This window comes from Streptomyces sp. NPDC055400 (assembly GCF_053644375.1).
The window spans coordinates 42279-64428 of record NZ_JBSHLM010000019.1; the positions used below are offsets into that span (position 1 = coordinate 42279).

Consider the following 22150-nt stretch of genomic DNA (forward strand, 5'->3'; position numbering starts at 1 on the left):
CGGTATGCCACTCGCATCGCGTGGAGGCCCGCCCGGCTGCTTCCGCGCACCGCCCCCTCGCTGCCGCGGAAACCCATGCGAACAGGAGCTCCGCCGGACCGAGCCAGAAGGAGTCACAACCATGACAGAGCTGAGCCTGGCCGACACCAGCGGAGTGCTCCGGCAGCCGACAGTGAATCTGCGGCGCAACAGCTCAGGGCTCGGTTGGTCACATCTGTACCTCTCCACCCAGGAAGAGCAGCCGTATCGCGCGGAGTTCGACGCCACCGCGACCCATATGCTGGTCCTACATCTCAACGGCCCGGTCACGGTGAGCCGTGGCCGGGGTCGGTCGGCGCAAACCCGGCGAGTGCCCACCGGAGGGCTCTTCCTCCATCCGGCCGGCCGCAGGCTGACGGTGGAGCTCGGCGGCCGACTCGACACGGTTCACGCCTACCTCACGGATCGTGCCCTGCAGGATGCCAACAACGGCAGCCCGGTGGAACTGTCCGAGGAGCTCGGTACTGCGGACCCTCTGATCGAGCAGCTCCTGCTGGCGCTGGAGAGTCTGGTACAGCAGTGGGAGCCCTCCGCGCGCACCTATGCGGACCACCTGACCGGCATGCTCGCTGCCCAACTCGCGCGTCGACACCGCGCCAACCGTGCTGAGCCGACGCCGAGCAGGATTCCGTCCGGACTGTCGTCTCGGCAGCTGTCCGCAGTGCGGGACCTCATGGAAGAGCGGCTCGCTGAACCACTGCCGATTGCGGATCTTGCGGCCGCCGCGTCGCTCAGCGTCAGTCAGTTCGCACGCCAGTTCAAGGCGAGCACAGGCGAGTCGCCGCACCAGTTTCTCCTGCGGCTGCGCCTGGAGCAGGCATGCCGTCTCTTGCGCACCGGCACAACCGCCATCGGCGAGGTGGCGGTGGACTGCGGCTTCTCTCATCAAGAACATCTCACACGGGTGATGCGCGCCAAGCTGGATACCACCCCGGGCGCCGTCCGCCGCCCCGGCTGACGTCCGATTTCGCTGCCTGCGGGCCCGTCGCGTCATGCACGTTGCAGCCTCGGTGAACGCGTCTTTCGTGCAGAAGGAACGAGCCGAACGTGCAGGCCGAAACGTCTGTGAAACACGAATACTCCAAATCCACGCAGCCAACGCAACACGACGGCGATGCAAAGGCGGAGTTCCATGAGAAGTCTGGTCTACAACTCCCGCCCTTCCCGGGTGGTCTTCGGAGTCGGCACGGTTGACCGACTTCAGGCGGAGGTCGAGCAACTCGACTGCTCTCGCGTGCTGTTGCTGTCCAGTCCCACTGTGACCGAGACCTCCGCGAGAGTCCGCAAGGCGCTCGGCCAGCTGATGGTGGCGGAGTTCGACGGCGCAGCGATGCACACACCCGTAGAGGTGACCGAACGAGCCCTCCGGGTCCTCCAGGACTCATCCGCCGACTGCATAGTGGCCGTCGGCGGCGGCTCGACCACAGGACTGTCCAAGGCACTGGCACTGCGCACCGATCTTCAGCAGGTGATCCTGCCGACCACCTACGCCGGCTCCGAGGTGACGCCCGTGCTGGGCGAAACACGCGACGGGCGCAAGGTCACACAGTCGTCCCTCGCGATCCTGCCCGAGACCGTCATCTACGACGTGGATTTCACCCGCACCTTGCCCGTGGACATGTCGGTCACCAGCGGCATCAACGCACTCGCGCATGCCGTGGAAGCGCTGTATTCCAGCGACGCGAACCCGATCACCGACCACCTGGCGCTCGACGCGATCTCCCGCATCAGCCGCGCACTCCCTCTGCTCGGCATCGACTCCCAGGACACGGGCGCGCGAGCCGACCTGCTGTACGCGGCCTGGCTGGCCGGAACCTGTCTCGCCTCGGTCGGCATGGGCCTGCACCACAAGCTGTGCCACACCCTGGGCGGCAGTTTCGACCTGCCGCACGCGCAGACGCACACGGTGATGCTGCCGCACGCCATGGCCTACAACGCGCCGGCGGCGAAAGATGTCATGAACCGAATCGCCCAGGCGCTCGGCGTCGACGATGCCCCGACCGGGGTGTTCGACCTGATCGCGTCGTTGCACGGGCCGACCTCGCTGCGCGAGCTCGGTATGGCGGAAGCCGAGCTGCCGCGCGCCGTCGAGCTGGCCTTGTCCACGGCGTACCCCAACCCCCGCAAGATTACCGCCGAGGGCATCGACGGCCTGCTGAGCGACGCCTGGCACGGACGGCGCCCGGCGGCCGTTCCGCAACCCGCGAGGCCCGTGGTCGCGGCCACCGACCCGCAGGTGGATCAGCTGACCGAGCAGGTGGTGGCGAGCTTCGCAGGCAGTCCGGATCCGCGGGTACGGCAGCTGCTCAGTGACCTGGTGAGGCGTCTGCACCAGTTCGTGAGGAGCAACGACGTCACCGACTCCGAGTGGCAGTACGCGATCGACTTCCTCACCCGCACCGGTCAGATCTGCAGCCCCACCCGGCAGGAGTTCGTCCTGCTGTCGGACACCCTCGGTGTGTCCAGCGTGGTGGACCTGCTGACCAACTCGCGGACGCCCGGCACCACACCGTCAGCAGTCCTGGGCCCCTTCTACCTCGAGGGACCTCCCGAGATTGCGCACGGCTCCGACATCGCCCAAGGCCTGGCCGGCACTCCGCTCTGGGCGGACATCCTGATCACGGACACCGACGGAGCACCCGTGCCGGACGCCGTGGTGGACGTGTGGCAATCCAACGAGGACGGGTTCTACGACCTCCAACTGCCTGATCTGGACGGCCCTGTGCTCCGGGCCCGGCTGCGCAGCGACCAGCAGGGCCGGCTGTCCTTCTGGTCCATCCTTCCCTCGCACTACCCGATCCCCGGTGACGGCCCGGTGGGCAAGATGCTCGCTGCCGTCGGCCGCCACCCCAACCGTGCGCCCCATCTGCACTTCATGATCACGGCGCCCGGTTACCGCCGCCTGGTCACCCAGTTGTTCGTTGCGGGTGGCGCCTACCTGGACAGCGACAGCGTGTTCGGCGTCAAGGACGAGCTGATCGTCGATTTCGTACCGCAACACGGCCCCACCCCCGACGGCCGCAGCCTGGACGGAGAGTGGAGACGACTGGACTTCACCTTCCGTGTCGCCCCCCTGACCCACTGACCGAGGACAGCATCATGACGCCTACTGAGCATTACGACACGGATGTCATCGTCGTCGGCAGTGGACCTGCCGGCGGGTCCGCCGCCCTTCTCCTGGCCACCTACGGGGTGCGGACCCTCCTGGTGACAAAGTACGGCTGGCTGGCCAACACCCCGCGGGCGCACATAACCAATCAGCGGACCATGGAAGTCCTGCGGGACCTCGGCGTGGAGGACGAGGCCCTGGCAGCAGGCAGCCCCTCCGAGCTGATGGGCGATACGGTGCTGTGCACGGCACTGGCCGGAGAGGAGATCGGCCGGATCCGCAGCTGGGGAACCGGTCACGGCTCGGCCACCGAGTACGGTGCGAAAAGCCCGTCCCAGATGATCGACCTGCCCCAGACGTACCTGGAGCCGATCCTGCTGAAGAACGCCGCAGCCCGCGGCGCCAAAGTCCGCTTCGATACCGAGTTCCTCAGCCTGACCCAGGACGAGCACGGGGTCACGGCCCTGCTGCGCGACCGGATCCGGGGAGACGAGTTCACTGTCCGGGCCCGTTACCTGATCGGTGCGGACGGCGGCCGCAGCATCGTTGCCGAGCAGATCGGCCTTCCGATCGACGGGCAGATGGGCAAGGCCGGCAGCATGAATGTCGTGTTCAAGGCCGATCTGTCCAGCTACGTTGCACACCGTCCGAGCGTCCTGTACTGGGTGATGCAACCCGGCGCAGAAACTGGCGGCATCGGCATGGGGCTGGTGCGCATGGTGCGGCCGTGGAACGAGTGGCTGCTGGTCTGGGGATATGACATCGAGCAGCCGCCCCCGCAGATGGACCATGAGGCCGCCCGCCAGATCGTGCGCGCCCTCATCGGTGACCCCACCATCCCCGTGGAGATCACCTCGACTTCGCTGTGGACCGTCAATCACAGCTACGCCTCCGCATACTCCTCCGGACGGGTCTTCTGTGCAGGCGATGCCGTCCACCGGCACCCCCCGTCCAACGGGCTCGGCTCGAACACCTCGATCCAGGACTCGTACAACCTCGCCTGGAAGCTGGCCATGGTCGTACGTGGCGAGGCCGGTCCCGCTCTGCTGGACAGCTACACCGCCGAGCGCGCCCCCGTCGGCAAGCAGATCGTCGAGCGGGCCAATCTCAGCCGCGACCAGTTCGGCCCGATCTTCGAAGCTCTCGGAGTGGGCGGGGGAAGCAACGCAGCAGGAATCCACAAGGGACTTTCGGCGACGCGTGCCGAGACGCCCGAGGGCGTGAAGCGGCGGCTTGCCCTCGACGAAGCCATCCAGCTGAAGAACTACGAGTTCAACGCGCACGGTGTGGAGATGAACCAGCGTTACGTCTCCGGCGCGGTGCTGGACGACGGCAGCCCCGCCGAAGTCTGGGAGCAGGACCGCGAGCTGTTCCACCAGCAGACGACCCGGCCCGGCGCCAAACTGCCGCATGCCTGGCTGGTCGATGCCCAAGGGCAGAGGGTGTCCACCCTGGATGTCGTCGGCAAGGGCGTCTTCACGCTGCTGACCGGACTGTCGGGGGGCGCGTGGGAGACAGCCGCCGCCGAGTGCCAAGACGCTCTCGGGGTGCCGCTGAACGTCGTGCGGATCGGCGCCGTGGACAGTCGGGATGCCTACGGGGAATGGAGCCGGCTCTCGGAGATCGCCGACGAAGGGGCACTGCTCGTCCGCCCGGACGGATATGTCGCCTGGCGCCGGGCGACCGCTCCCGAGAGCGACTTGGCAACCAAGGAAGAACTGCTCGGGGCACTGCGGAGCGTATTGCAGCGCTGAGCGGTACCGGCAGCCGCCCGGCTGCCGGGGCCAAGACGCAGCACAGGATTACCACGCGGGCGGCCCTGCAGCCCCAGAACGGAGGACGGCACAGATGGACAAGGTGGTGGCTTCTGCCGAGTTGGCACTGGCAGATGTGAAAGACGGGGCGTCTGTCGCCGTCGGTGGTTTCGGCCTCAGCGGAGTGCCGAACGTGCTCATCCAGGCTCTGTACGAGAACCGCGTCGGTGGCCTTGGTGTGGTCTCCAACAACTGCGGTGTCGACGGCGGTGGTCTGGGCATCCTGCTCGCCGCGAACCGGATCGTCCGGGTCACCGGCTCCTACGTGGGCGAGAACAAGGAGTTCGCCCGCCAGTATCTGTCCGGGGAACTGGAGGTGGAGCTGATCCCGCAGGGCACCCTCGCCGAGAGACTGCGGGCCGGCGGCTGTGGAATCCCGGCGTTCTTCACCCCAGCCGGAGTAGGCACCCAGGTGGCCGAGGGCGGCCTGCCGTGGCGCTACCACAGCGACGGGTCCGTGGCGTTGGCTTCACCGCCCAAGGAGATCCGGGAGTTCGACGGCCGCCCCTATGTGCTGGAGCGCGGTATCACCACCGACTTCGCACTGGTCCGTGCCGCCCGCGGCGACCGCCACGGCAATCTGGTCTTCAACAAGTCGGCGCGCAACTTCAATCCGCTGGCTGCCATGGCCGGGCGTATCACCGTCGCCGAGGTCGAAGAACTGGTGGAGCCCGGCGTGCTCGAACCGGACGGCATCCACCTACCGGGGGTCTTCGTCCAGCGGGTAGTGGAACTGACCCCTGAGCAGGTGACCGACAAGCAGGTCGAGAAGAGGACGTGGCGACGCTGATGGCATGGACCAGGAACGACATGGCGGCTCGCGCCGCGGCCGAGCTGCGCGATGGCGATTACGTCAACCTCGGCATCGGTCTGCCGACGCTGGTACCCGAGTTCGTGCCGGCCGGTGTGCACGTGGTGCTCCAGTCGGAGAACGGCATCATGGGTGTTGGTCCGTATCCGGCAGAGACCGAGGTCGACGCCGACCTGATCAACGCGGGCAAGGAGACCGTCACGGTGATACCCGGCGCCTCGTTCTTCGACTCCGCGCTCTCCTTCGGCATGATCAGGGGCGGCCACATCGACGCCGCGATTCTGGGCGCCATGCAGGTCTCGGCCCAGGGCGACCTGGCGAACTGGATGGTTCCCGGCAAGATGGTCAAAGGCATGGGCGGTGCAATGGATCTCGTGCACGGCGCCCGCCGCGTCGTCGTGGTGATGGAGCACACCGCCAAGGACGGCAGCCCCAAAATCGTTGCCGAATGCAGCCTGCCGCTCACCGGACGTGCCTGCGTGCATCGCATCATCACCGACCTGGGTGTCCTCGACATCACTGCGAACGGCCTCGTCCTGGTCGAAACCGCACCTGGCGTCAGCACCCAGGAGATCCTGGACCGCACCGCCGCCCCGGTGCGGGTACCGGCGCCCGCCACCGGCAGGCTCACCTCCCCGCCGCCACAATCTCCCGCTGGTCAGGTGTCCCTGGACAGCCCTCGGCCCAGCGGGGAACCCACCCTGAGCCATGACCTCCCCGGGAACCACCGGCCCCCCACCCCCACGAGGAACCGCGATGACCGACCGAGTGCGTGATGTGTACGTTGTCGACGCCGTACGGACCCCGATCGGCCGCTACGGCGGAGCCCTGTCCGGGGTGCGGCCCGACGATCTCGCCGCCGGGGTACTGCGTGCCCTGGTCGACCGCAGCCCCGCCCTGGACCCCTCCCGTATCGACGACGTGATCTTCGGCAACGCCAACGGCGCAGGTGAGGACAACCGGGACGTGGCCCGGATGGCCGTGCTACTGGCAGGGCTTCCGGTGACGGTGCCCGGCGCCACCGTCAACCGGCTGTGCGGCTCGGGCATGGAGGCCGTCGTCCAGGCCGCCCGCTCCGTTGCCCTCGGCGATGCCAGCGTGGCCGTGGCCGGCGGCGTGGAGTCCATGACGCGTGCACCATGGGTGCTGCCCAAGCCTGATCGCGCTTTCCCTGCCGGTCACCAGGAGCTGCACTCCACCACCCTGGGCTGGCGGATGGTCAACCCCCGTATGCCGGCGCAGTGGACCATCCCGCTCGGCGAGAGCGCCGAGTTGATCGCCGACAAGTACCACATCACCCGCCAGGAGCAGGACGCCTTCGCCCTGGCCAGCCACCAAAAGGCCGCCGGCGCCTGGAAGGCCGGTGCCTACGATGCCGAGGTCGTACCGGTGGACGGCGTGGAGCTGACCCGTGACGAGGGCATTCGGGACAACACCTCCCTGGAAGCACTGGCCCGTCTCAAGCCCGTCTTCCGACAGGGCGGCACAGCGACGGCCGGCAACTCCTCGCCTCTCAACGACGGCGCCGCAGCGCTGCTGCTGGCAGACGAGGCAGGACTGGCCGCCATAGGCCGCGAACCACTGGCACGCATCCGAGCCTCCGCTGTCACCGGCATCGAGCCCCAGTACTTCGGCCTCGCCCCGGTCGAGGCCATCCGCAAAGTTCTGGCGAAGGCCGAGCGGGACTTCGGCGACCTTCACACAGTCGAACTCAACGAAGCCTACGCCGCCCAGGCGCTGGGCTGCCTTGCCGGACTCCCCGAGCTGGACCCAGCTGTCGTCAACCCCCGGGGTGGCGCCATCGCCCTGGGCCACCCATTGGGCGCGTCCGGCGCCCGCATCACCGGCTCAATCGCCCACCAACTCGCCGCCGCCGGCTCCGGCACCGGCCTCGCCGCGCTCTGCATCGGCGTGGGACAGGGCATCGCCCTTGTCCTCGAACGCTGACTCCCCTCCCGGTACCGCGAAACGGGGTGGGCCGCGCGAGGACCATCAAGATCATGCCGCCCGGGAGTGAACCGCGGAGCCCGGTTGTGCTATTTCGACTGCAGATCAAGGTCGAGGCGACCATCGGCATGGGCGCAGGCGCCCAGCTGCCTCAGAAGCGCGAGGGCCTTCTTGCAGCGCGCGTCCTCGATCAGCTGCGGCTGACGTAGGTAGTCGCCGCCGAAGACGTCCCCGAGGCGGTTGGCCTCAGCTTCGATGCCACGGCTGCGGCCGGCACCTTGGAGGACGGAGCGAAGCTGTGACCGGGTGAGCCGTGCAGCCTGGGCTGGGGTGGAGGCGAGCATCAGCAGTTCGCGGGCTTCGGCGCGGCACAAACCGTTCTGCCAGCCGGAGAAGGCGATGGGTGAGGCCCTTCGCGGACAGCGAGAGCACCATGGGAGCACGTCCTGGCCCGGCACGACATGACGTTCCAGCAACAGATCGCCCTGCGCGCCGCCGACGCCGCCGACGCCCCGCAGACGCCGGACGAGCTCGTCACCCAGGTCCGGGACTCCCTCAAGGCCGACCCGGCCGACATCCACGCCACTCTCGACGAGCTACTGGCCAAGCAGCTGCTCGCCGCGGACGGCACGCACCTTCACTCCACGGACGCAGGGCGCGAGCTGCTCGCAGCCGTCGGCGCGGAGACCGCACCCATCTCCAACCGCATCTGGGGCGGGATACCCGCCGAGGACCTGGCCGCCGCCGGCCGCGTCCTCGCCCTGGTCAGCGAGCGCGCCAACGCAGAACTTGCGGCCCTGACCGCCTGACCGACCGAGCCGATGTTGGCGAACCATGACTTGAGCGATGCAGGTCGGGGGCGCGTGGAGAATTCTTGTTGGCGGATCTTGAGAGGGTTGCAACGTGGTGCGCGATTGAGGGCGGGGCGTGCTGGCCTGGCGAGTCGTCGGGTGGTGATCACCTCTCAGGTGCGCGGTCGGAGACCAGACCGGCGATGGCCGAGCGAGTCTCGTCGTAGTACTCGCGGAGTCCGATCCAGCGTTGCAGGGGCCGCCACTGCTTGTGCTCGGTGTTGCCGTGCTCGACGCAGATTCGCCGGTGGCGGTCTTGATCATCGGAGGACGGTCCTCATCAAAGGGGCAGGGCGAACCGGCGGCAGACATGGATGCGCGAGAACTCGTCCCTCAACTGCTGTTCTTCATGGAGGCTGGCGTGCAGAAGGCCGCCATCGGTTTCAGTCCCCGTCGCCGGCTTCCTATGGCTCGGTCCGGTTCCCCGGGCTCGGTGTAGTAGTTGGCGTAGACGTGCAGGTAGTGGTTGCTCTCGGTGAATCCCATGCCTCGATACCAGCGCAGGCTGTCAGGGAGGTCCAGGCGTCGAGCGTGTTCAGGCTCAGGGCGCGTGCGCGAGTTTGAGCTTCTGCGAGGAGAGCCCGGCCATGCCCTTGGTGCTGATGGTCGGGATGGACGGCAACCGTGTCGATGGTGGCTAGGTCGCTGTCGACCGTCACGTCCATGGCGCCGAGCACGGTCCCCGAGTCGTCGGTGGCGACCAACTCGAAGCCTGGTGCAGATATCTCTGGCCTTGTCTGGCGAACGTCGTCGAAGTAGGGGGTGTTGAGGAAGGAGAGCACCCGGCAGCGGAGCCCGAGTTCTCCGACCGATATGCCGGGACCAACCTGGGCAAACGCGAGCTGCGCGCGCTGGTTGCCAATCCCCGCCTCCAGGTCCGGGAAGACCCGAAAGCGTTCCTCACCTGCAACCTCGACGCGTTCACCGCCCTGTGCAACCCCCGACCGCGACCGAGCGCGCGACGGCGGCAGCCATACCCCGTACCACTCCCGCTGCCATCCGGCGTGCGCGAACTTCAGCCGCACTGACAGCCAGGTCGCCGCCCTACGGGCCGAGGTCGCGCGGATCGACGCGGACGCCGCAGAGATCAGAGCCATCACAGACGCCATGGTGCGCCTGCTGATCGGCGCCCCACTGCACTCCGACGGCTAGCTGACCATCGTCTCCAGCACACTGGCCTACGCTCTGGTCAGGGTCCGCGCCCCCTCACCGAGACCGTGCCCGAGTCGGCGCGAGCCCGCGCGGACAAGCAGCAGGACCTGACCCGGGTCCGCGCCGAACGCGACGATCTGCGGAGCCAGGCGCAGCTCTTGGCGCGACCGTCCAGGTCCTGGAGATCGAGAACCACCAGCTCAAAGAGGCCAACATGAATCTGCGCGGGCAGTTGGCCGCCCAGGGAGCAGTCCGCGACCTGACCCAGCGACGTCGAACCTGACTCCGCGCGACGAGACGCAGGGGCAAACCCTTCGCTGGATTCGACGCCTTTGCGTGCGAAATATGCCCCCGCCCGGTATCCCCCGGGCGGGGGCATGGCACGGCCGGACCACATTACGGTCCGCGACAATTGACGGTTACCGCGTTGCGGTGGCCAGTGCCGTGCGGATGGCGTCCTCGCCGACCGGCTGGCCCTTCTCGTTCGAGTACGGCCCGTACGGTGTTCCCCACACCGGCGTGCCCGTCGCCTGCCGCCAGCTGTCGGCCAGCGTTCCCGCGTCCACCACGCTGTAGCCGATGGAGTCGATGAATTCGGTCACCGCCGCCTTCGCCGGTGCGGAGTCCCCGGCGATCGGCAGGTAGGAGCGGCTCGCCGCCCCTACCGGGCGGGCGAGTGACAGCAGGTGCTTGAAGAAAATGTTGTTGAACGCCTTTACGAGCAGGGCGTCCGGGACGTACCGCAGAAGCAGCTCGCTTGAGGTGAGGGACTTGCTGTCGAGCTCGGGGATGTGCCCGTCACGCTCGGGGCCGTAGTTGCAAGTGTCGATGACCGTCTTCCCGGCCAGTGGCGCGGCCGGCACGTGGGGGAAGGCGCTGACCGGCACCGTGACCACGACAATGTCACCGGCCGCTGCGGCCTCTTCGCTCGTCGCCGCGGACGCCCGCGGCCCCAGTTCCCCGGCCGTGTCCACGAGCGTTTCGGGACCGCGCGAGTTGCTGAGCACCACCTGGTGCCCGGCCCCGACAGCGAGGCGCGCGAGGGTCCTGCCGATGCTTCCGCTTCCGATGAATCCCACAGTCGTCATAATCTCAACGTCCTTCAGAAGAGCCGAACTTGCCGGTTGCCGTGCCCATTGCGATCCGGGTTCCCGCCGTCAGCCGGCGGGGAAGTAGTGGCCGTTGTCCAGATCGGCGAGCAGGCCGGGCCGGGCGGGTTCCCAGCTGAGGGCCCGGCGGGTGATGAGGTTGGACGCCGGGTAGCTCTGCGTGACGATATTCGTGAGGAACCCGAAGTACCCCGGCGTCATCAGGGCATCGTTGGGAACGCTCACTGCAGGCAGGCCCAGGCGGCTGGCGATGGCCTCGGCGATGTCGCGGAACGTGATGCCCCCGTCCTCGACCGCGTGCCAGTATTTGCCGGCCGGCCCCTTCTCCAGCGCCAGACGGAACAAGGTGGCGGCATCTCGGACGTGCACGGCGTTCCACAGGTTCGCGCCGTCGCCGTGGTAGCCGACGAACCCCTTTTCCTTCGCGAGCGCGATCAGCGTGGGGAGGAAGCCGGCACGATCGGTCGTGCTGTGCGCGATGTTGGCGATCCGCACGACCGAAGACCGCACCCCCTGCTCGGCGAGGTCGACAACGGCCCTTTCCACGACGTTGCGGACCCGCAGGGTGCCCTTGTGCTCCTCGACGGCGGGGAGGGCCGGGTCCTCCTCGGTGGCCGGCCGGTCCAGGTTCCCGGGCGAGCCGATGCTTCCCGCTGTGACCAGCGGCTTTCCGGTTCCCGCGAGTGCCTCGCCGTACGCGAGCATGATCGGGAGCTCCGCAGCGGCCACGGCGTCCATCCCGCCGGAGGGCAGCAGATCCTGCCTGTGGGCGACGTGGATGACGCCATCGGAGCCCGAGGCTGCCTCCTTGAGCCCGTCGAGATCCTGAAGGTCGCCGCGACGCACCTTCGCGCCGAGCGCGGACAGGGTCGCCGCGGAAGCGTCCGACCGGGCCAGGCCGGTGACCTCGTGCCCGGCGGCGATGAGCTCGGGGATGATGTACGAACCGGAATGGCCGGTCCCCCCAGCGACGAATACGCGCATCTAACTGTCCTTGTGAGGGTAGGTGCAGGGTCTTCCCGTGCCGTAAGTGAACTGGCGTAATGCGGCACGAGAGGTACGAGAGGTAGTGGTAGGGGTGCGCTCAGCCGAGCAGGGTGATGCCGAGGGAGAAATTGGCGTGCTTGACGGAGTGGTTCATGAGGCCCAGCTCCAGCAGGCCGACGTTCTCCAGTGCCCGCGCCATGAACAGTTCCCCGGTGTCCCAGGGGCGCAGCCCCAGGCTCTCGACGAACGCCGACACGCGTGCCTTCGCCTGCGCGTCGTCTCCGGCGATGAACACGTCCAGAGGGCGGTCCTCGGCCGGGCCAGCCGCCAGAACGTGGGAGAACACGGTGTTGAACGCCTTGACGACATGCGCGCCGTCGGGAGCCGCCTTGGCGATCTCCTGTGCGCCGGAACTGTCGTCGGGGACGACGAAGCCCCGCAGGTCGGGGGCTACGGGGTTGGTGATGTCGACGATGATCTTGCTGCGCAGTGCGTCCCCGTACTCCCTCACCACCGCCGCCGCGCCGGCGTACGGCGCGGCGAGGATCACGATGTCCCCGGTCGGGGCGGCCCCGGCCGTCCCGACCGTGGCGCCGCCGAGCGTGGCGGCCAATTCCTTGGCCTTGACCTGGTCGCGGCCGATGATCTCGACGGCGTTACCGCCGGCGAGCGCCCGGCCGGCCAAAGCACGGGCCATGTTTCCCAGTCCGATAATGCTGATGCTGCTCATCGGTGTTCCTGCTTTCCGGGCTTTGGCCCTGCTGTCAAATTCCAGTGTCGAATTCTTTTACCGAATTCACTTCGACGCCCTTAAGCGCCTGTTTTTCATGCTGCCATTTGGTCTGAGTGGCGTCCAAGACCTATTGAAGCCGTGGTGATACCCTGGAGGTATCACGGGCTGGGGGTTCTATGGATCTGGATCTGCGCAAACTGCGTTACTTCGTCACCGTGGCCGAACGGCTGCATTTCGGCCGGGCCGCCGATGAGCTTCACATCGCACAGCCGGTGCTCAGCCGGCAGATCCGCGCGCTCGAGCAGGATCTCGGCGCCTCGCTGTTCACCAGGGATCGCCACGGCGTAGAGCTGACAGATGCGGGCCGGCAACTGCTGGCCGATGCCGGTCCGCTGCTCGCCTCAACCCACGCGGTCCGCCGCCGGGTGTCCGCGGCCGCCGGCGGCAAGCGGCGGCTGATGGTCGGTTTCCGGGCCGGCATTGCCGTTACCCCGGCGGCCCGTGCGTTCGAGGACCGGCACCCGGACGTGGTCGTGGACGTGCAGCGGATCGAAGGGGACGACCAGGCTGCGATGCTGCTCGACGGCCGCATCGATGTCGGCTATGTGCGGCTGCCCATCGACGAGGCCGGCCTGCGCGTCACCCCGCTGTACACCGAGCCGCGGGTAGCGGTACTGCCCGCCGGACACCGGCTTGCCGGCAAGGAGGAGGTCACCGAGGCCGACCTGGCCGGCGAAGCGCTGGTCTGGCACGGTGACCCGAGCACGCAGCCCACCAAGCGCCCGCTCCCCAATGCCGGGTACCCGGTGCGCGGGGTGGACGAGACCCTCGAGCATGTCGCGGCCGGACGGGGCATCTCCTTCCTGGCCCGTTCGGCGTCCGTGTTCTACTCGCACCCGGACATCGTCTATGTGCCCATCCCGGATCTTGCGCCCGACCAGGTGTGCCTCGCGGTGGCGGCATCGCACACCTCGCCGGTAGTAGATGACTTCGTCACTGCGGCTCAGTCCACGGCCGAGATCACGGCAGAATGTGGGAACTACGAGATGTGGCAGCTTGGAGGCGATGCCGTCTCAAGGCACGCTTGAGCAGTTCGACTGGCCCCCGTTCATCGTGCGCCAACACCGAGCTCGCGTTGCCAGAACAGCCGGACGATGTTCGCCCGGCCAACGGAAGGCATGCTGGTCGCCTCCGTCAGCGCGGAGAACGTCATCATCCGCCCCAAGCGCCCGCGACCGCCGGACTGATTCGCGGCCGGGACCTGAAAAGCGGCCTCTCCGCCGCACTGGCTGCGGCCGAGGCCGACGGACTGGCCGAGGCGGGCACCGAACACCTGCTGCTCGGCCTGCTTACCGACGGCGTGGCCGCGGCAACCCTGGAACAGCTCGGCGTCACCCGCGAGGAGAACCGCGACGCGAGCGCCTACCCGGCCAGCACGACACCGTCGCAGCACGCCGTGCTCTCCGCGGAGGGGCAGGCCGCTCTCGCCGCGGCCGAGCAACTGGCCACCGAGCGCATTCCGACCTGTGCGCCAGTCGTTGTCAATACGCCGCAGTTGCTCGCCGTCATCGCCTTGAAACCCGGCTCCCGCGCCCGTCGCGTCCTCAACGACATCGGCATCAACACGGCCGGCATCAACACGGCCGGCATCAAGCGCCAACTCCACTGCTACATCAACGTCCCCCGCACCAGCTTCGGCCACCGCACCCGCCGCAAGCACCGCCTTGACGACAGCACCGCCCGCTGCTCCTTCTGCGGCCACCCACGCAGCGACGAACACCGCCTGGTCGCCGGCCCAGACATCTGGATCTGCAGTGACTGTCATCCTCTGCGGCGAAATCCTCGCCCAACCCCAGGACGCCGGTCCCGCACGCTGAACCGAATACGGCCAGCTTCCTGAGGCTGCGCAACGACCTCACCGTGCGGCAGGTCCCGCCCCTCGGCAGCTGACCGTGCCCGGCGCAGCTGTCATGCGGAGGCCGGTATCCCCAGCTCGGCGAGCAGGCCGCGCACTCGCTGTTCGACGGCGTCGCGGATCGGCCGGACCGCCTCGACGCCCTGGCCCGCCGGGTCCTCCAACTGCCAGTCCAGGTACCGCTTGCCGGGGAAGACCGGGCAGGCGTCCCCGCAGCCCATGGTGATCACCACGTCCGAGGACTGCACGACATCCGTGGTGAGGACCTTCGGCGTCTGGACGGAGATGTCGATGCCGACCTCCTTCATCGCCTCCACGACCGCCGGGTTGACGGCATCGGCAGGCGCGGAGCCCGCCGAGCGGACCTCGACCCCGTCACCGGCGAGATGGGTGAGGAAGGCGGCCCCCATCTGGGAACGGCCGGCGTTGTGCACGCAGACGAACAGCACCGACGGGCGGGGGGCGGAAGTGCTCATGGCGGGTGTCTTTCTCGAAGGAGGGGTGTGGTCAGGAGGGGGCGGGTTCGGGTTCGCTGCGCGCGACGGCCTCGCGGCGGGCCGGGGTGCAGTTCGGGCCGTAGACCGCGGCCACGATGCCGAGCCCGAGCGCCGCGCCGAGCAGTTGGGCGGCGATGAATGGGGTGACGGAGGCGGGCGCGATCCCGGCGAAGGTGTCGGTGAAGGCCCGGCCGATGGTCACCGCGGGGTTCGCGAAGGACGTGGAGGAGGTGAACCAGTAGGCGGCGCCGATGTAAGAGGCCACTGCGGCCGGAGCGAGCCAGGCGCGGCCGATCCGGTTGAGGCCGAAGATCAGCAGGATCAGCCCGGCCGTGGCGACCATCTCGCCCAGCCACAAGTGGTCGGCTGACCTGTCGTGGGTGGAGAACGTCACGAGCGGCTTGGCGAACATCGCGTCGGCCAGGATCGCCCCACCGATGGCGCCGCCGATCTGGGCGGGTACATACGCGGCGACATCGCGCACGGTGAGGCCGCCCGGAGTGCGGCGGCCGGTGAACCAGGCGGCGAGGGTGACGGCCGGGTTGAAGTGCGCGCCGGAGACTGGCCCGAACATAAGGATCAGGACGCCGAGGCCGAAGACTGTGGCGAGGGAGTTGGCGAGCAGCTGCACGCCGACATCGGGCGACAGTTCGGTGGCCTGGATGCCCGATCCGACCACCACCGCCACTAGCAGCCCGGTCCCGATCGCCTCGGCCACAACGCGGCGGCCGAGCGGCGCGTTCATACGCCGGCCCCGGCAGGCTGCGGGGTGGTCAGGAACGCGGCGAGCCGGTCCAGGGCCCCGGGCAGCACCCAGTAGTAGACCCAGGTCCCGCGACGCTCGCAGTCGATCAGACCGGCCTGCCGCAGCAGCTTGAGGTGGTGGGAGATCGTCGGCTGGGACAGTTCGAAGGCCGGGGTCAGCTCGCACACGCAGACCTCGCCACTCTCCCCGCGTGAGGCGATCATCGACATCAGGCGCAGCCGGACCGGGTCGCCCAAGGCCTTGAACACCTTCGCCAGCTCGGCAGCCTGGTCCTCGTCCAGCGGCGCGGCGGACAGGCCCGGGCAGCAGGCGGCGTCCTGACCGATCACCTCAAGCTCTTGTTTCGACATGCCCCTATGTTGACGTTTTTCGAATCAAGGCGCAAGCTTGCATCAATAAACATCAATACAGGCCGTTCGAGGGTCATGCCATGGACCGTCACCTGGGAGTGAGTCATGAGCGAACAGTCCACCGACCTGCGCGAAACCGTCCGCCAGCGGTACGCGGCGGCGGCCGTCAAGGTCACCGAGGGCGGCACCGCCTGCTGCGGACCGCAGCCCGTCGAGGTCGATGAGAACTTCGGCTCGACGCTGTACGCCGCGGACGAGCGCGACGCACTGCCGGCGGAGGCCGTCGCTGCCTCACTTGGCTGCGGCAACCCCACCGCCGTCTCCGAGCTGCGCGAAGGCGAGCGCGTTCTGGACCTCGGCTCCGGCGGAGGGATCGACGTACTGCTGTCCGCCCGCCGCGTCGGACCAGCAGGGAAGGCATACGGGCTGGACATGACAGAGGAGATGCTCGCCCTGGCGCTGACCAACGCGGCGAAGGCGGGCGCGACGAACGTGGAGTTCCTCAAGGGCACCATCGAGGCCGTCCCACTGCCCGCGAACACGATCGACGTCGTCATCTCCAACTGCGTCATCAACCTGTCCACGGACAAACCAGCCGTGTTCGCCGAGACCTTCCGCGTGCTCAAGCCAGGCGGCCGAATCGGCGTCTCCGATGTCGTCGCCGATGACGCCCTCGCCCCTGGACAGCGCGCCCAACGCGGCGACTACGTGGGCTGTATCGCCGGCGCGCTGTCCTTCGCGGAGTACCGACACGGCCTGGAGGCGGCCGGCTTCACTGACATCGAGATCGCCCCGACCCACCAGGTCGCCGACGGCATGCACTCTGCCATCGTCCGCGCGGTCAAGCCCGTCGAAGCCAAGGACGCCGCCGCCCCGACGGCGTCAGGCGAGGCGTGCTGCGGGGTCAGCGCCTGCTCCGCGCCAACGGAAACCTCCGCCGACCCTGCACTCACCGACGGGGAGGCCAAGACAGGGTCCGGCTGCGGCTGCCAGAACTGACGCGGGGCCCGCACAGCCCCTCGCCTGCGATCAGCGGAGCGCCGTCGTGCAGGTTCGCAACCCTGGCCACAGGGGTCAGGGAGCAATTGTCAAGAGTTGTGGATCGCGTGACGTGTCATCGAGCCGGTCATCCCTCGTCGAAGCAGAGGCAGAAGGGGTGGCCAGCGGGGTCGAAGAGTACTCGGACGCTTTCCTGCGGTTGGTGCTCAGCCATCCTGGCGCCCAGGGCGACCGCCTCGGCGACCGCCTCGGCGACCGCCGAGTCCAGGTCGCCGACCTGGAAGTCGAAGTGCATCATCGGGCGCTGTTCCCCATCGACCGGGGGCCATACCGGAGCTCGATAGTCGTCCGCCTGCTGGAAGACGAAGAACGGTCCATGCGGTGAAGCAGTGACGATGGCCGTTCCCGGCTCCTCGTGTCCGATGCGCCAGCCGAGGAGTTCAGCGTAGAACTTTGCCAAGCCGCTGGGGTCCGGCGCCTCGATTGCCGTTCCCCACCACATACCTTCGGTTCGAGATTTCATGCCGGGAGCCTCTCTCAATGATGATGATGTGACGGATGATCCCGTGCTTGTCGCGCGTCAGGCGCGATCAGGCGGCGGTGGCTTCCGCGCGCTCGACCAGGACGCCGTTCTCGAAGCGGGCGCCCCCGCGGACGAGGGCGGTGAGGTGGGGAGCAGTGCGCTCGCCAGCGTGCCTGGGCGGACTCGACGAGCTTGAACACCATCGCCAGCGCGGCGGCCGGGCTGCCCGCGCCGCGTGTGGCCTTGGTCCGGAGCTTCACGGAGCTGAAGGTCGATTCGATCGGATTCGACGTGAGCAGGTGAACCCAGCGCTGGGCGGGGAAGTCGTAGGTGACGGCTCTGCTGATCGCCGGGCTGCTCGCCGTCTGGAGACGGCCGGTCGGCGTGCCCCTCCCGTGCCCGTTCGGTCGGGGAACGGCGGGGAACAGCGGTCGCTGGCGGACAATGCTCACGTGAACGGCCCCTGATCGTGTTACCTGGTCAGGGGCCGTTCATCTGCGGTGGGTGTGGGATGTGAACCCACGGTGACTCGCGCCACGACGGTTTTCAAGATCGTGAACTGGGGCTGCTGCGGCGCCGCACGGTCGTACCCAATCTGTACGGGCCTCACCAGCATCTGACGATCAACCCGATCGCTACGGCCCAGGCTGTCCAGTACCCACCAGACGAATCTCCTGCCTCGTGCCTCTTTTCCAAAGTCCTCCAACCAGCGGGCAATGAACGCGCCCAACGGAACGAGGATGACGACCAGCACGACGCCGATCAAGAAGCCCATCTGTACCCCCTCGGTGCTACTGGCGGTCCGGCTGCGGCAGGTCCTGCTCGGTCCAGATGGTCTTACCGGTGGACGTGTAGCGCGTGCCCCAGTGGTGGGTCATCTGGGCGATGATGAACAGGCCCCGGCCTCCCTCGTCGTCGCTCGCGGCGTGCCGCAGATTGGGCGCGGTGTGGCCGGTGTCGGACACCTCGCAGGTCAGGGTCCGATCGCGGATCAGGCGCACCTGGATCGGGCCGCCACCTGCGTAGCGGATGGCGTTGGTGACCAGTTCGCTGACGATGAGCTCCGTGGTGAACGCCACGTCGTCCAGCCCCCAGTCGCCGAGCTGCTTCCCGACGGCGGAGCGGATGGCGGCCACGGCCGCCGGGTCCGGGGCCAGTGCCCATTGGGCGAACCGATTCCGGGCGAGCAGGCGCGTGCGGACCAGGAGCATCGTCGCGTCCACGTCCACCGCCCCGGGCAGCATGGTGGCCACCGCCCGGTCGCACAGCTCTTCCAGGGATCTTCGGTCGTCGGAGAGGACCTGTGAAAGCTGCGCGAGCCCGGCTTCGCGGTCGTCGGCCGCCTGGAGGAGGCCGTCCGTGAAGAGGGCGACAACAGTGCCCGGCGCGAGCTCCAGTTCCGTGCTCTGGTAGGGCAGGCCTCCGATTCCCAGCGGCGGTCCCGGCGGCAGCTTGGGATAGTCGACAACGCCCGTGTGCGGTTCGACGAACGCCAGCACCGGCTCCCCGGCTCGCGCCATGCTGCACTCCCCCGAGACGGGGTCGTACACCGCGTACAGGCAGCTCACGCCCAGAGCCGCGTCGGCGTGCGCTTTCAGGTGGCCCGGGCCGCGGCCGGTTTCGCCCTCGTGCGTGGTCTGCTCGACCAGGTCGGCCAGGCGGGACAGCAGCTCGTCCGGGCTCAGGTCCAGCCGGGCCAGGACGCGCACCCCCGTGCGCAGGCGTCCCGCGGTGGCCGCGGCGTGGATGCCGTGACCGAGCACATCCCCGACGACCAGGCCGACCCGGGTACCGGAGAGAGGGATGACGTCGTACCAGTCGCCGCCCACCCCGGACCCGCTGTCGGCGGGCAGGTAGCGGCTCGCCGAGTCGACGGCGGCGTGCGGCGGCAGGCTGCGTGGAAGCAGGCGCCGCTGGAGCTTGAGGGCCACGCTGTGGCCACGGGTGACCACCGGCATCAGCAGGAAACCGATCAGCAGGGCGCCCAGGCCCAGGACGGTGGCGCCGCCCGTCCTGCCGATCAGCGGCAGGTCGACGGCGGTCGTGCTGTATCGGGGATCCGCGTAGACGACGAAGGCGGCGTAGAGGAACAGCAAGAGCATGAACAGCGCGCCGAGCCCCGGTAGCACGCCCTTGAAGACCAGATCCTTGACGCTGCGGGTGAGGATCTTGCGGTGGTACCAGACGCAGGCGAAGCCGGTCAGTCCGTACTGGAACGCGATCGCGAGACCGACCGAGTCGATCGAGTCGGCCAGGACGTTCTGGCTGAGCGAGGTCAGCAGGACGAACAGGACGATCGAGGCCACTCCCATGCCGATGGTCCCCCAGGTGGGGGTGAGAAACCTGCGGTGGACCCGGGCGAACCGAGAGGGGACGGCCTTGTGGACCGCCATGGAGAAGACGATCCTGGCCAGGGGCAGGATGGTGGTCTGGGCGGAGGCCAACGCGGAGGTCAGCACCATCAGGATCAGCAGTCTCGACAGGAACAGCCCCGTGCCGTGGCTCCCGAACACGGCCTCACCCAGCCCGGAGAACACATCGTCCGCGTTGTCCGCGTTGCCGAGTCCGATGCCCGAGGTGCCGACTCCCGCGAACGCCTGCGCCGACGTGGACACCAGCCCGTAAATGACCAGGAGCAGCACGATGGACAAGACCGCGGCACGGCCCGGGATACGCGTGCTGTCGACGGTTTCCTCGTTGACCGAGAACGCGGTGTCCCAGCCCCAGTAGATGAAGACCCCCGCGAGGAGGCCCGAGGTCATGGCCGTCACCGAGGGCACCGCGAAGGGGTTGAACCAGGACGCGGACACATGGATCGCCATCGGCGGAGGGCTGGTGTACACCCTGACCAGCGCGGCGACGGCGAGCACAATCAGCATCACCACTTCCAGGCACAACAGCCAGCGCTGTACAGCCGCCGAGAACGAGATGCCGACGTAGCAGATCACTGTCAGCACGGCGATCCAGACGACGCCTGCCGCGGTGGTCCACAGCCGGTTTTCCGCCAGCTCGTCCAGGCCCATCAACCGGAAGCCGTAGGCAGCGGCGATCTGCGCAAGGCTAGCCATGACGATGATGTTGGCGACGATGAGACCCCAGCCGCCCATCCAGCCGGTGCGCGGTCCGAACGCGCGGGTGGCCCAGGTGAAGGTGGTCCCGCAGTCGGCGTTGCTCGCGTTGAGCTCCCGGAAGGCGTACGCGACCAGCAGCATCGGGACGAAAGCCAGCATGGTGACGATCGGAGCCTGCAATCCGACTCCGGCCACGATGATGCCCAGCGTGGCGGCGAGGCTGTACGCCGGGCCGGTGGAGGCCAGGCCCATGACGACCGAGGAGAACATGCCCAGGGCATCGTTCTTGAGCCCCTTCCGGCCGGACCCTGTGCCCGGAGCGGGAAGACCAGCCGACACGGCACCGCCGAAGAGCCTCACACTTGATTCCAACGCAGGGCCGCTTCCCTTCGCAACAGCGCAGGGACTGCAGGAGTGGCTGCTACCCTGCACAACGGCGATGCGGCCGTTGTGTGCCACTCGCACAGAAAGCCCCCGATGGCTCTGAGCTGCACCGGCGTCGCACCTCGGATCTCGCAGCGTCACAGGCGAATGACGACCGGAGCGATGTCGTCGCGGGCCTGGCCGGTCACTCCCATCACGAAGCACAGGCAGTCACCCCCCTACGCCGACCACCGCGCTAGCTAGGACCGTGGTGCTGTGAACGGCCCCAATCCACAACCTCCCAGCCAAGGGTTCGTTGAACTGTCCGAACGTCCCCGTGATCGGAAGGTGTCGTCGTGACCAGTGCTATCTCAGTGGAAGACCGCTGCATCGACGCCTTCCACGAACTCAAAACCAGCCGGCACATCACCACCGTGCTCTATCGGCTCAACGACAACCTGGACACTCTCATCGTGGACTTCGAGGGCAACCTCACCCACGACGAACTCCTCAAAGCCCTGCCCTCCGATCCACGCCTTGTGGCCTATGAACTGCACTTCGCCGACCGGGACGGCAGTCGCAGAGCGGCCATCGTCCTGATCTCCTGGTCGCCCCAAGGCATCAGCCCCGAGCAGGGGGCAGCGCACGCCGCGGTGTTCGTCGCCCTCAGAAATCAGCTGGACGGCGTCGACCTTTCCATCGAGGCCATGACCCGGTCCGACCTGGAGTACGACCAGCTCGTACGCGCCGCCCGGACATAGCCCGGCTCCAGGAGGCTCAGCCTGTGCCTACCCCGTGCGGCCGTAGTCGCACGGGACTGCCCGGACGCTTCAGCTGAGTTGTGCCTCAGCGAAAAGCGGCGATGCTACGGGCGACCCACTCGTTGAAGGGGCGCGGGGCACGTCCGAGGACTCGTTCCACGTCCGGGCTGATCCGCAGTTCGGCGGGGTTCGGGGCGGCGATGATGTCCAGAGTGTCGTCGGCGAGCTCCGGCCCGCCGAGTTCGAGGCCACGGTCCAGCCACCTCGCCGCGGGCAATGGCCGACTTCCTGCCGCGCGCGGTGCGGCTGGTGCCAGGACGTCGGTAAGCCACTGACGGACTTGTCGCATCGCG

The 22150-nt window shown here is 68.2% G+C and carries 20 protein-coding genes and 4 pseudogenes; 11 read left to right on the forward strand and 13 right to left on the reverse strand.

The features are described 5' to 3' along the window. Window positions 1–121 precede the first annotated feature (121 nt). The 6 genes and pseudogenes from ACWIGU_RS37945 (at window position 122) to ACWIGU_RS37970 (ending at window position 7720) form a co-directional block, all read left to right on the forward strand. The gene (locus tag ACWIGU_RS37945) at window positions 122–997 is read left to right on the forward strand and encodes a helix-turn-helix domain-containing protein (protein WP_454406254.1); all 876 of its coding nucleotides are present in this window, start codon (window positions 122–124) and stop codon (window positions 995–997) included. A gap of 174 nt (window positions 998–1171) precedes the next feature. Continuing rightward, the gene (locus ACWIGU_RS37950) at window positions 1172–3124 is read left to right on the forward strand and encodes a maleylacetate reductase and hydroxyquinol 1,2-dioxygenase domain-containing protein (RefSeq protein ID WP_454406256.1); all 1953 of its coding nucleotides are present in this window, start codon (window positions 1172–1174) and stop codon (window positions 3122–3124) included. A 14-nt stretch (window positions 3125–3138) separates the two neighbouring features. Next, window positions 3139–4902: an FAD-dependent oxidoreductase gene (locus ACWIGU_RS37955; RefSeq protein WP_454406258.1), complete on the forward strand. Its 1764-nt coding sequence runs from the start codon at window positions 3139–3141 to the stop codon at window positions 4900–4902. A gap of 94 nt (window positions 4903–4996) precedes the next feature. Then, window positions 4997–5752, forward strand: coding sequence for a CoA transferase subunit A (locus ACWIGU_RS37960; RefSeq protein WP_454406260.1), 756 nt, complete (start codon window positions 4997–4999; stop codon window positions 5750–5752). Beyond that, window positions 5752–6381, forward strand: a pseudogene (locus ACWIGU_RS37965) (CoA transferase subunit B); the annotation flags it as partial. The gene ACWIGU_RS37960 and the pseudogene ACWIGU_RS37965, both read left to right, overlap by 1 nt. A 148-nt stretch (window positions 6382–6529) precedes the next feature. Continuing rightward, on the forward strand, window positions 6530–7720 hold the full coding sequence (locus tag ACWIGU_RS37970; RefSeq protein ID WP_454406262.1) for an acetyl-CoA C-acyltransferase: 1191 nt from the start codon (window positions 6530–6532) through the stop codon (window positions 7718–7720). 89 nt (window positions 7721–7809) lie between these two features. Here the strand turns inward: ACWIGU_RS37970 and ACWIGU_RS37975 are convergent, their stop codons facing one another. Then, window positions 7810–8178 carry a hypothetical protein gene (locus ACWIGU_RS37975; RefSeq protein WP_454406264.1) on the reverse strand — a complete coding sequence of 123 codons (369 nt, stop codon included), beginning with the start codon at window positions 8176–8178 and terminating at the stop codon, window positions 7810–7812. On the opposite strand from ACWIGU_RS37975, the pseudogene ACWIGU_RS37980 reads away from it, so the two are divergent. Further along, a pseudogene (locus ACWIGU_RS37980) lies at window positions 8143–8529 on the forward strand (MarR family transcriptional regulator); the annotation flags it as partial. The gene ACWIGU_RS37975 and the pseudogene ACWIGU_RS37980 overlap by 36 nt on opposite strands. Window positions 8530–8975: 446 nt before the next feature. Here ACWIGU_RS37980 and ACWIGU_RS37985 read toward each other — a convergent pair. The 4 genes from ACWIGU_RS37985 to ACWIGU_RS38000 form a co-directional block, all read right to left on the reverse strand. Continuing rightward, window positions 8976–9680 carry a GNAT family N-acetyltransferase gene (locus ACWIGU_RS37985; RefSeq protein ID WP_454406266.1) on the reverse strand — a complete coding sequence of 235 codons (705 nt, stop codon included), beginning with the start codon at window positions 9678–9680 and terminating at the stop codon, window positions 8976–8978. 462 nt (window positions 9681–10142) lie between these two features. After that, entirely contained in the window at window positions 10143–10802 is a 660-nt protein-coding gene (locus ACWIGU_RS37990) for an NADPH-dependent F420 reductase (RefSeq protein WP_454406536.1), read from the reverse strand. A gap of 78 nt (window positions 10803–10880) precedes the next feature. Then, entirely contained in the window at window positions 10881–11816 is a 936-nt protein-coding gene (locus tag ACWIGU_RS37995) for an SDR family oxidoreductase (RefSeq protein ID WP_454406267.1), read from the reverse strand. Window positions 11817–11916: 100 nt separating this feature from the next. Next, window positions 11917–12549, reverse strand: a complete 633-nt coding sequence (locus ACWIGU_RS38000; protein ID WP_454406269.1) for an NADPH-dependent F420 reductase — start codon at window positions 12547–12549, stop codon at window positions 11917–11919. A gap of 179 nt (window positions 12550–12728) precedes the next feature. On the opposite strand from ACWIGU_RS38000, the gene ACWIGU_RS38005 reads away from it, so the two are divergent. Beyond that, window positions 12729–13640 carry a LysR family transcriptional regulator gene (locus ACWIGU_RS38005; RefSeq protein WP_454406271.1) on the forward strand — a complete coding sequence of 304 codons (912 nt, stop codon included), beginning with the start codon at window positions 12729–12731 and terminating at the stop codon, window positions 13638–13640. Then, entirely contained in the window at window positions 13637–14452 is an 816-nt protein-coding gene (locus ACWIGU_RS38010) for a Clp protease N-terminal domain-containing protein (RefSeq protein WP_454406273.1), read from the forward strand. The genes ACWIGU_RS38005 and ACWIGU_RS38010 overlap by 4 nt, the downstream gene beginning before the upstream one ends. A gap of 68 nt (window positions 14453–14520) precedes the next feature. Here ACWIGU_RS38010 and ACWIGU_RS38015 read toward each other — a convergent pair whose 3' ends face one another. The 3 genes from ACWIGU_RS38015 to ACWIGU_RS38025 are packed head-to-tail and all read right to left on the reverse strand — an operon-like array spanning window position 14521 to window position 16080. Further along, window positions 14521–14943 (reverse strand): arsenate reductase ArsC, encoded by a 423-nt coding sequence (locus tag ACWIGU_RS38015; RefSeq protein ID WP_454406275.1) that lies wholly within the window; start codon window positions 14941–14943, stop codon window positions 14521–14523. A 31-nt stretch (window positions 14944–14974) separates the two neighbouring features. Then, the gene (locus tag ACWIGU_RS38020) at window positions 14975–15709 is read right to left on the reverse strand and encodes an aquaporin (protein WP_454406277.1); all 735 of its coding nucleotides are present in this window, start codon (window positions 15707–15709) and stop codon (window positions 14975–14977) included. Continuing rightward, a complete protein-coding gene (locus ACWIGU_RS38025; RefSeq protein WP_454406279.1) occupies window positions 15706–16080 on the reverse strand; it encodes an ArsR/SmtB family transcription factor in 375 nt (124 codons plus the stop codon). Before ACWIGU_RS38025 ends, ACWIGU_RS38020 begins: the two co-directional genes overlap by 4 nt. Before the next feature lie 105 nt (window positions 16081–16185). On the opposite strand from ACWIGU_RS38025, the gene arsM reads away from it, so the two are divergent. Next, window positions 16186–17079, forward strand: a complete 894-nt coding sequence (gene arsM, locus ACWIGU_RS38030) for an arsenite methyltransferase (RefSeq protein WP_454406281.1) — start codon at window positions 16186–16188, stop codon at window positions 17077–17079. Window positions 17080–17206: 127 nt separating this feature from the next. Here arsM and ACWIGU_RS38035 read toward each other — a convergent pair whose 3' ends face one another. From ACWIGU_RS38035 to ACWIGU_RS38050, 4 genes and pseudogenes are all read right to left on the reverse strand, one after another. After that, the gene (locus tag ACWIGU_RS38035; RefSeq protein WP_454406282.1) at window positions 17207–17602 is read right to left on the reverse strand and encodes a VOC family protein; all 396 of its coding nucleotides are present in this window, start codon (window positions 17600–17602) and stop codon (window positions 17207–17209) included. Between the two features lie 67 nt (window positions 17603–17669). Further along, a pseudogene (locus tag ACWIGU_RS38040) lies at window positions 17670–17931 on the reverse strand (IS256 family transposase); the annotation flags it as partial. Window positions 17932–18074: 143 nt separating this feature from the next. Then, window positions 18075–18377 carry a hypothetical protein gene (locus ACWIGU_RS38045; RefSeq protein ID WP_454406284.1) on the reverse strand — a complete coding sequence of 101 codons (303 nt, stop codon included), beginning with the start codon at window positions 18375–18377 and terminating at the stop codon, window positions 18075–18077. Between the two features lie 16 nt (window positions 18378–18393). Then, window positions 18394–20943, reverse strand: coding sequence for an amino acid permease (locus ACWIGU_RS38050; protein ID WP_454406286.1), 2550 nt, complete (start codon window positions 20941–20943; stop codon window positions 18394–18396). A 449-nt stretch (window positions 20944–21392) separates the two neighbouring features. Between ACWIGU_RS38050 and ACWIGU_RS38055 the strand changes: the two genes are divergently transcribed. Continuing rightward, window positions 21393–21797 (forward strand): hypothetical protein, encoded by a 405-nt coding sequence (locus ACWIGU_RS38055; RefSeq protein WP_454406288.1) that lies wholly within the window; start codon window positions 21393–21395, stop codon window positions 21795–21797. Window positions 21798–21882: 85 nt separating this feature from the next. Here ACWIGU_RS38055 and ACWIGU_RS38060 read toward each other — a convergent pair. Continuing rightward, window positions 21883–22026: pseudogene (locus ACWIGU_RS38060) on the reverse strand (NmrA family transcriptional regulator); the annotation flags it as partial. Window positions 22027–22150: the final 124 nt, after the last annotated feature.

Excerpts from the sequence above, each read along its gene's own strand:
- ACWIGU_RS38005 (WP_454406271.1), top strand. The coding sequence starts at position 12,729 with ATGGATCTGGATCTGCGCAAACTGCGTTACTTCGTCACCGTGGCCGAA.
- ACWIGU_RS38045 (WP_454406284.1), bottom strand. The coding sequence starts at position 18,377 with ATGGGCTTCTTGATCGGCGTCGTGCTGGTCGTCATCCTCGTTCCGTTG.
- ACWIGU_RS37960 (WP_454406260.1), top strand. The coding sequence starts at position 4,997 with ATGGACAAGGTGGTGGCTTCTGCCGAGTTGGCACTGGCAGATGTGAAA.
- ACWIGU_RS37950 (WP_454406256.1), top strand. The coding sequence starts at position 1,172 with ATGAGAAGTCTGGTCTACAACTCCCGCCCTTCCCGGGTGGTCTTCGGA.
- ACWIGU_RS37945 (WP_454406254.1), top strand. The coding sequence starts at position 122 with ATGACAGAGCTGAGCCTGGCCGACACCAGCGGAGTGCTCCGGCAGCCG.
- ACWIGU_RS37995 (WP_454406267.1), bottom strand. The coding sequence starts at position 11,816 with ATGCGCGTATTCGTCGCTGGGGGGACCGGCCATTCCGGTTCGTACATC.
- ACWIGU_RS38015 (WP_454406275.1), bottom strand. The coding sequence starts at position 14,943 with ATGAGCACTTCCGCCCCCCGCCCGTCGGTGCTGTTCGTCTGCGTGCAC.
- ACWIGU_RS38025 (WP_454406279.1), bottom strand. The coding sequence starts at position 16,080 with ATGTCGAAACAAGAGCTTGAGGTGATCGGTCAGGACGCCGCCTGCTGC.
- ACWIGU_RS38050 (WP_454406286.1), bottom strand. The coding sequence starts at position 20,943 with ATGTTCTCCTCGGTCGTCATGGGCCTGGCCTCCACCGGCCCGGCGTAC.
- arsM (WP_454406281.1), top strand. The coding sequence starts at position 16,186 with ATGAGCGAACAGTCCACCGACCTGCGCGAAACCGTCCGCCAGCGGTAC.
- ACWIGU_RS37985 (WP_454406266.1), bottom strand. The coding sequence starts at position 9,680 with ATGGCGTCTGTGATGGCTCTGATCTCTGCGGCGTCCGCGTCGATCCGC.
- ACWIGU_RS38020 (WP_454406277.1), bottom strand. The coding sequence starts at position 15,709 with ATGAACGCGCCGCTCGGCCGCCGCGTTGTGGCCGAGGCGATCGGGACC.
- ACWIGU_RS38035 (WP_454406282.1), bottom strand. The coding sequence starts at position 17,602 with ATGAAATCTCGAACCGAAGGTATGTGGTGGGGAACGGCAATCGAGGCG.
- ACWIGU_RS37955 (WP_454406258.1), top strand. The coding sequence starts at position 3,139 with ATGACGCCTACTGAGCATTACGACACGGATGTCATCGTCGTCGGCAGT.
- ACWIGU_RS37970 (WP_454406262.1), top strand. The coding sequence starts at position 6,530 with ATGACCGACCGAGTGCGTGATGTGTACGTTGTCGACGCCGTACGGACC.
- ACWIGU_RS38000 (WP_454406269.1), bottom strand. The coding sequence starts at position 12,549 with ATGAGCAGCATCAGCATTATCGGACTGGGAAACATGGCCCGTGCTTTG.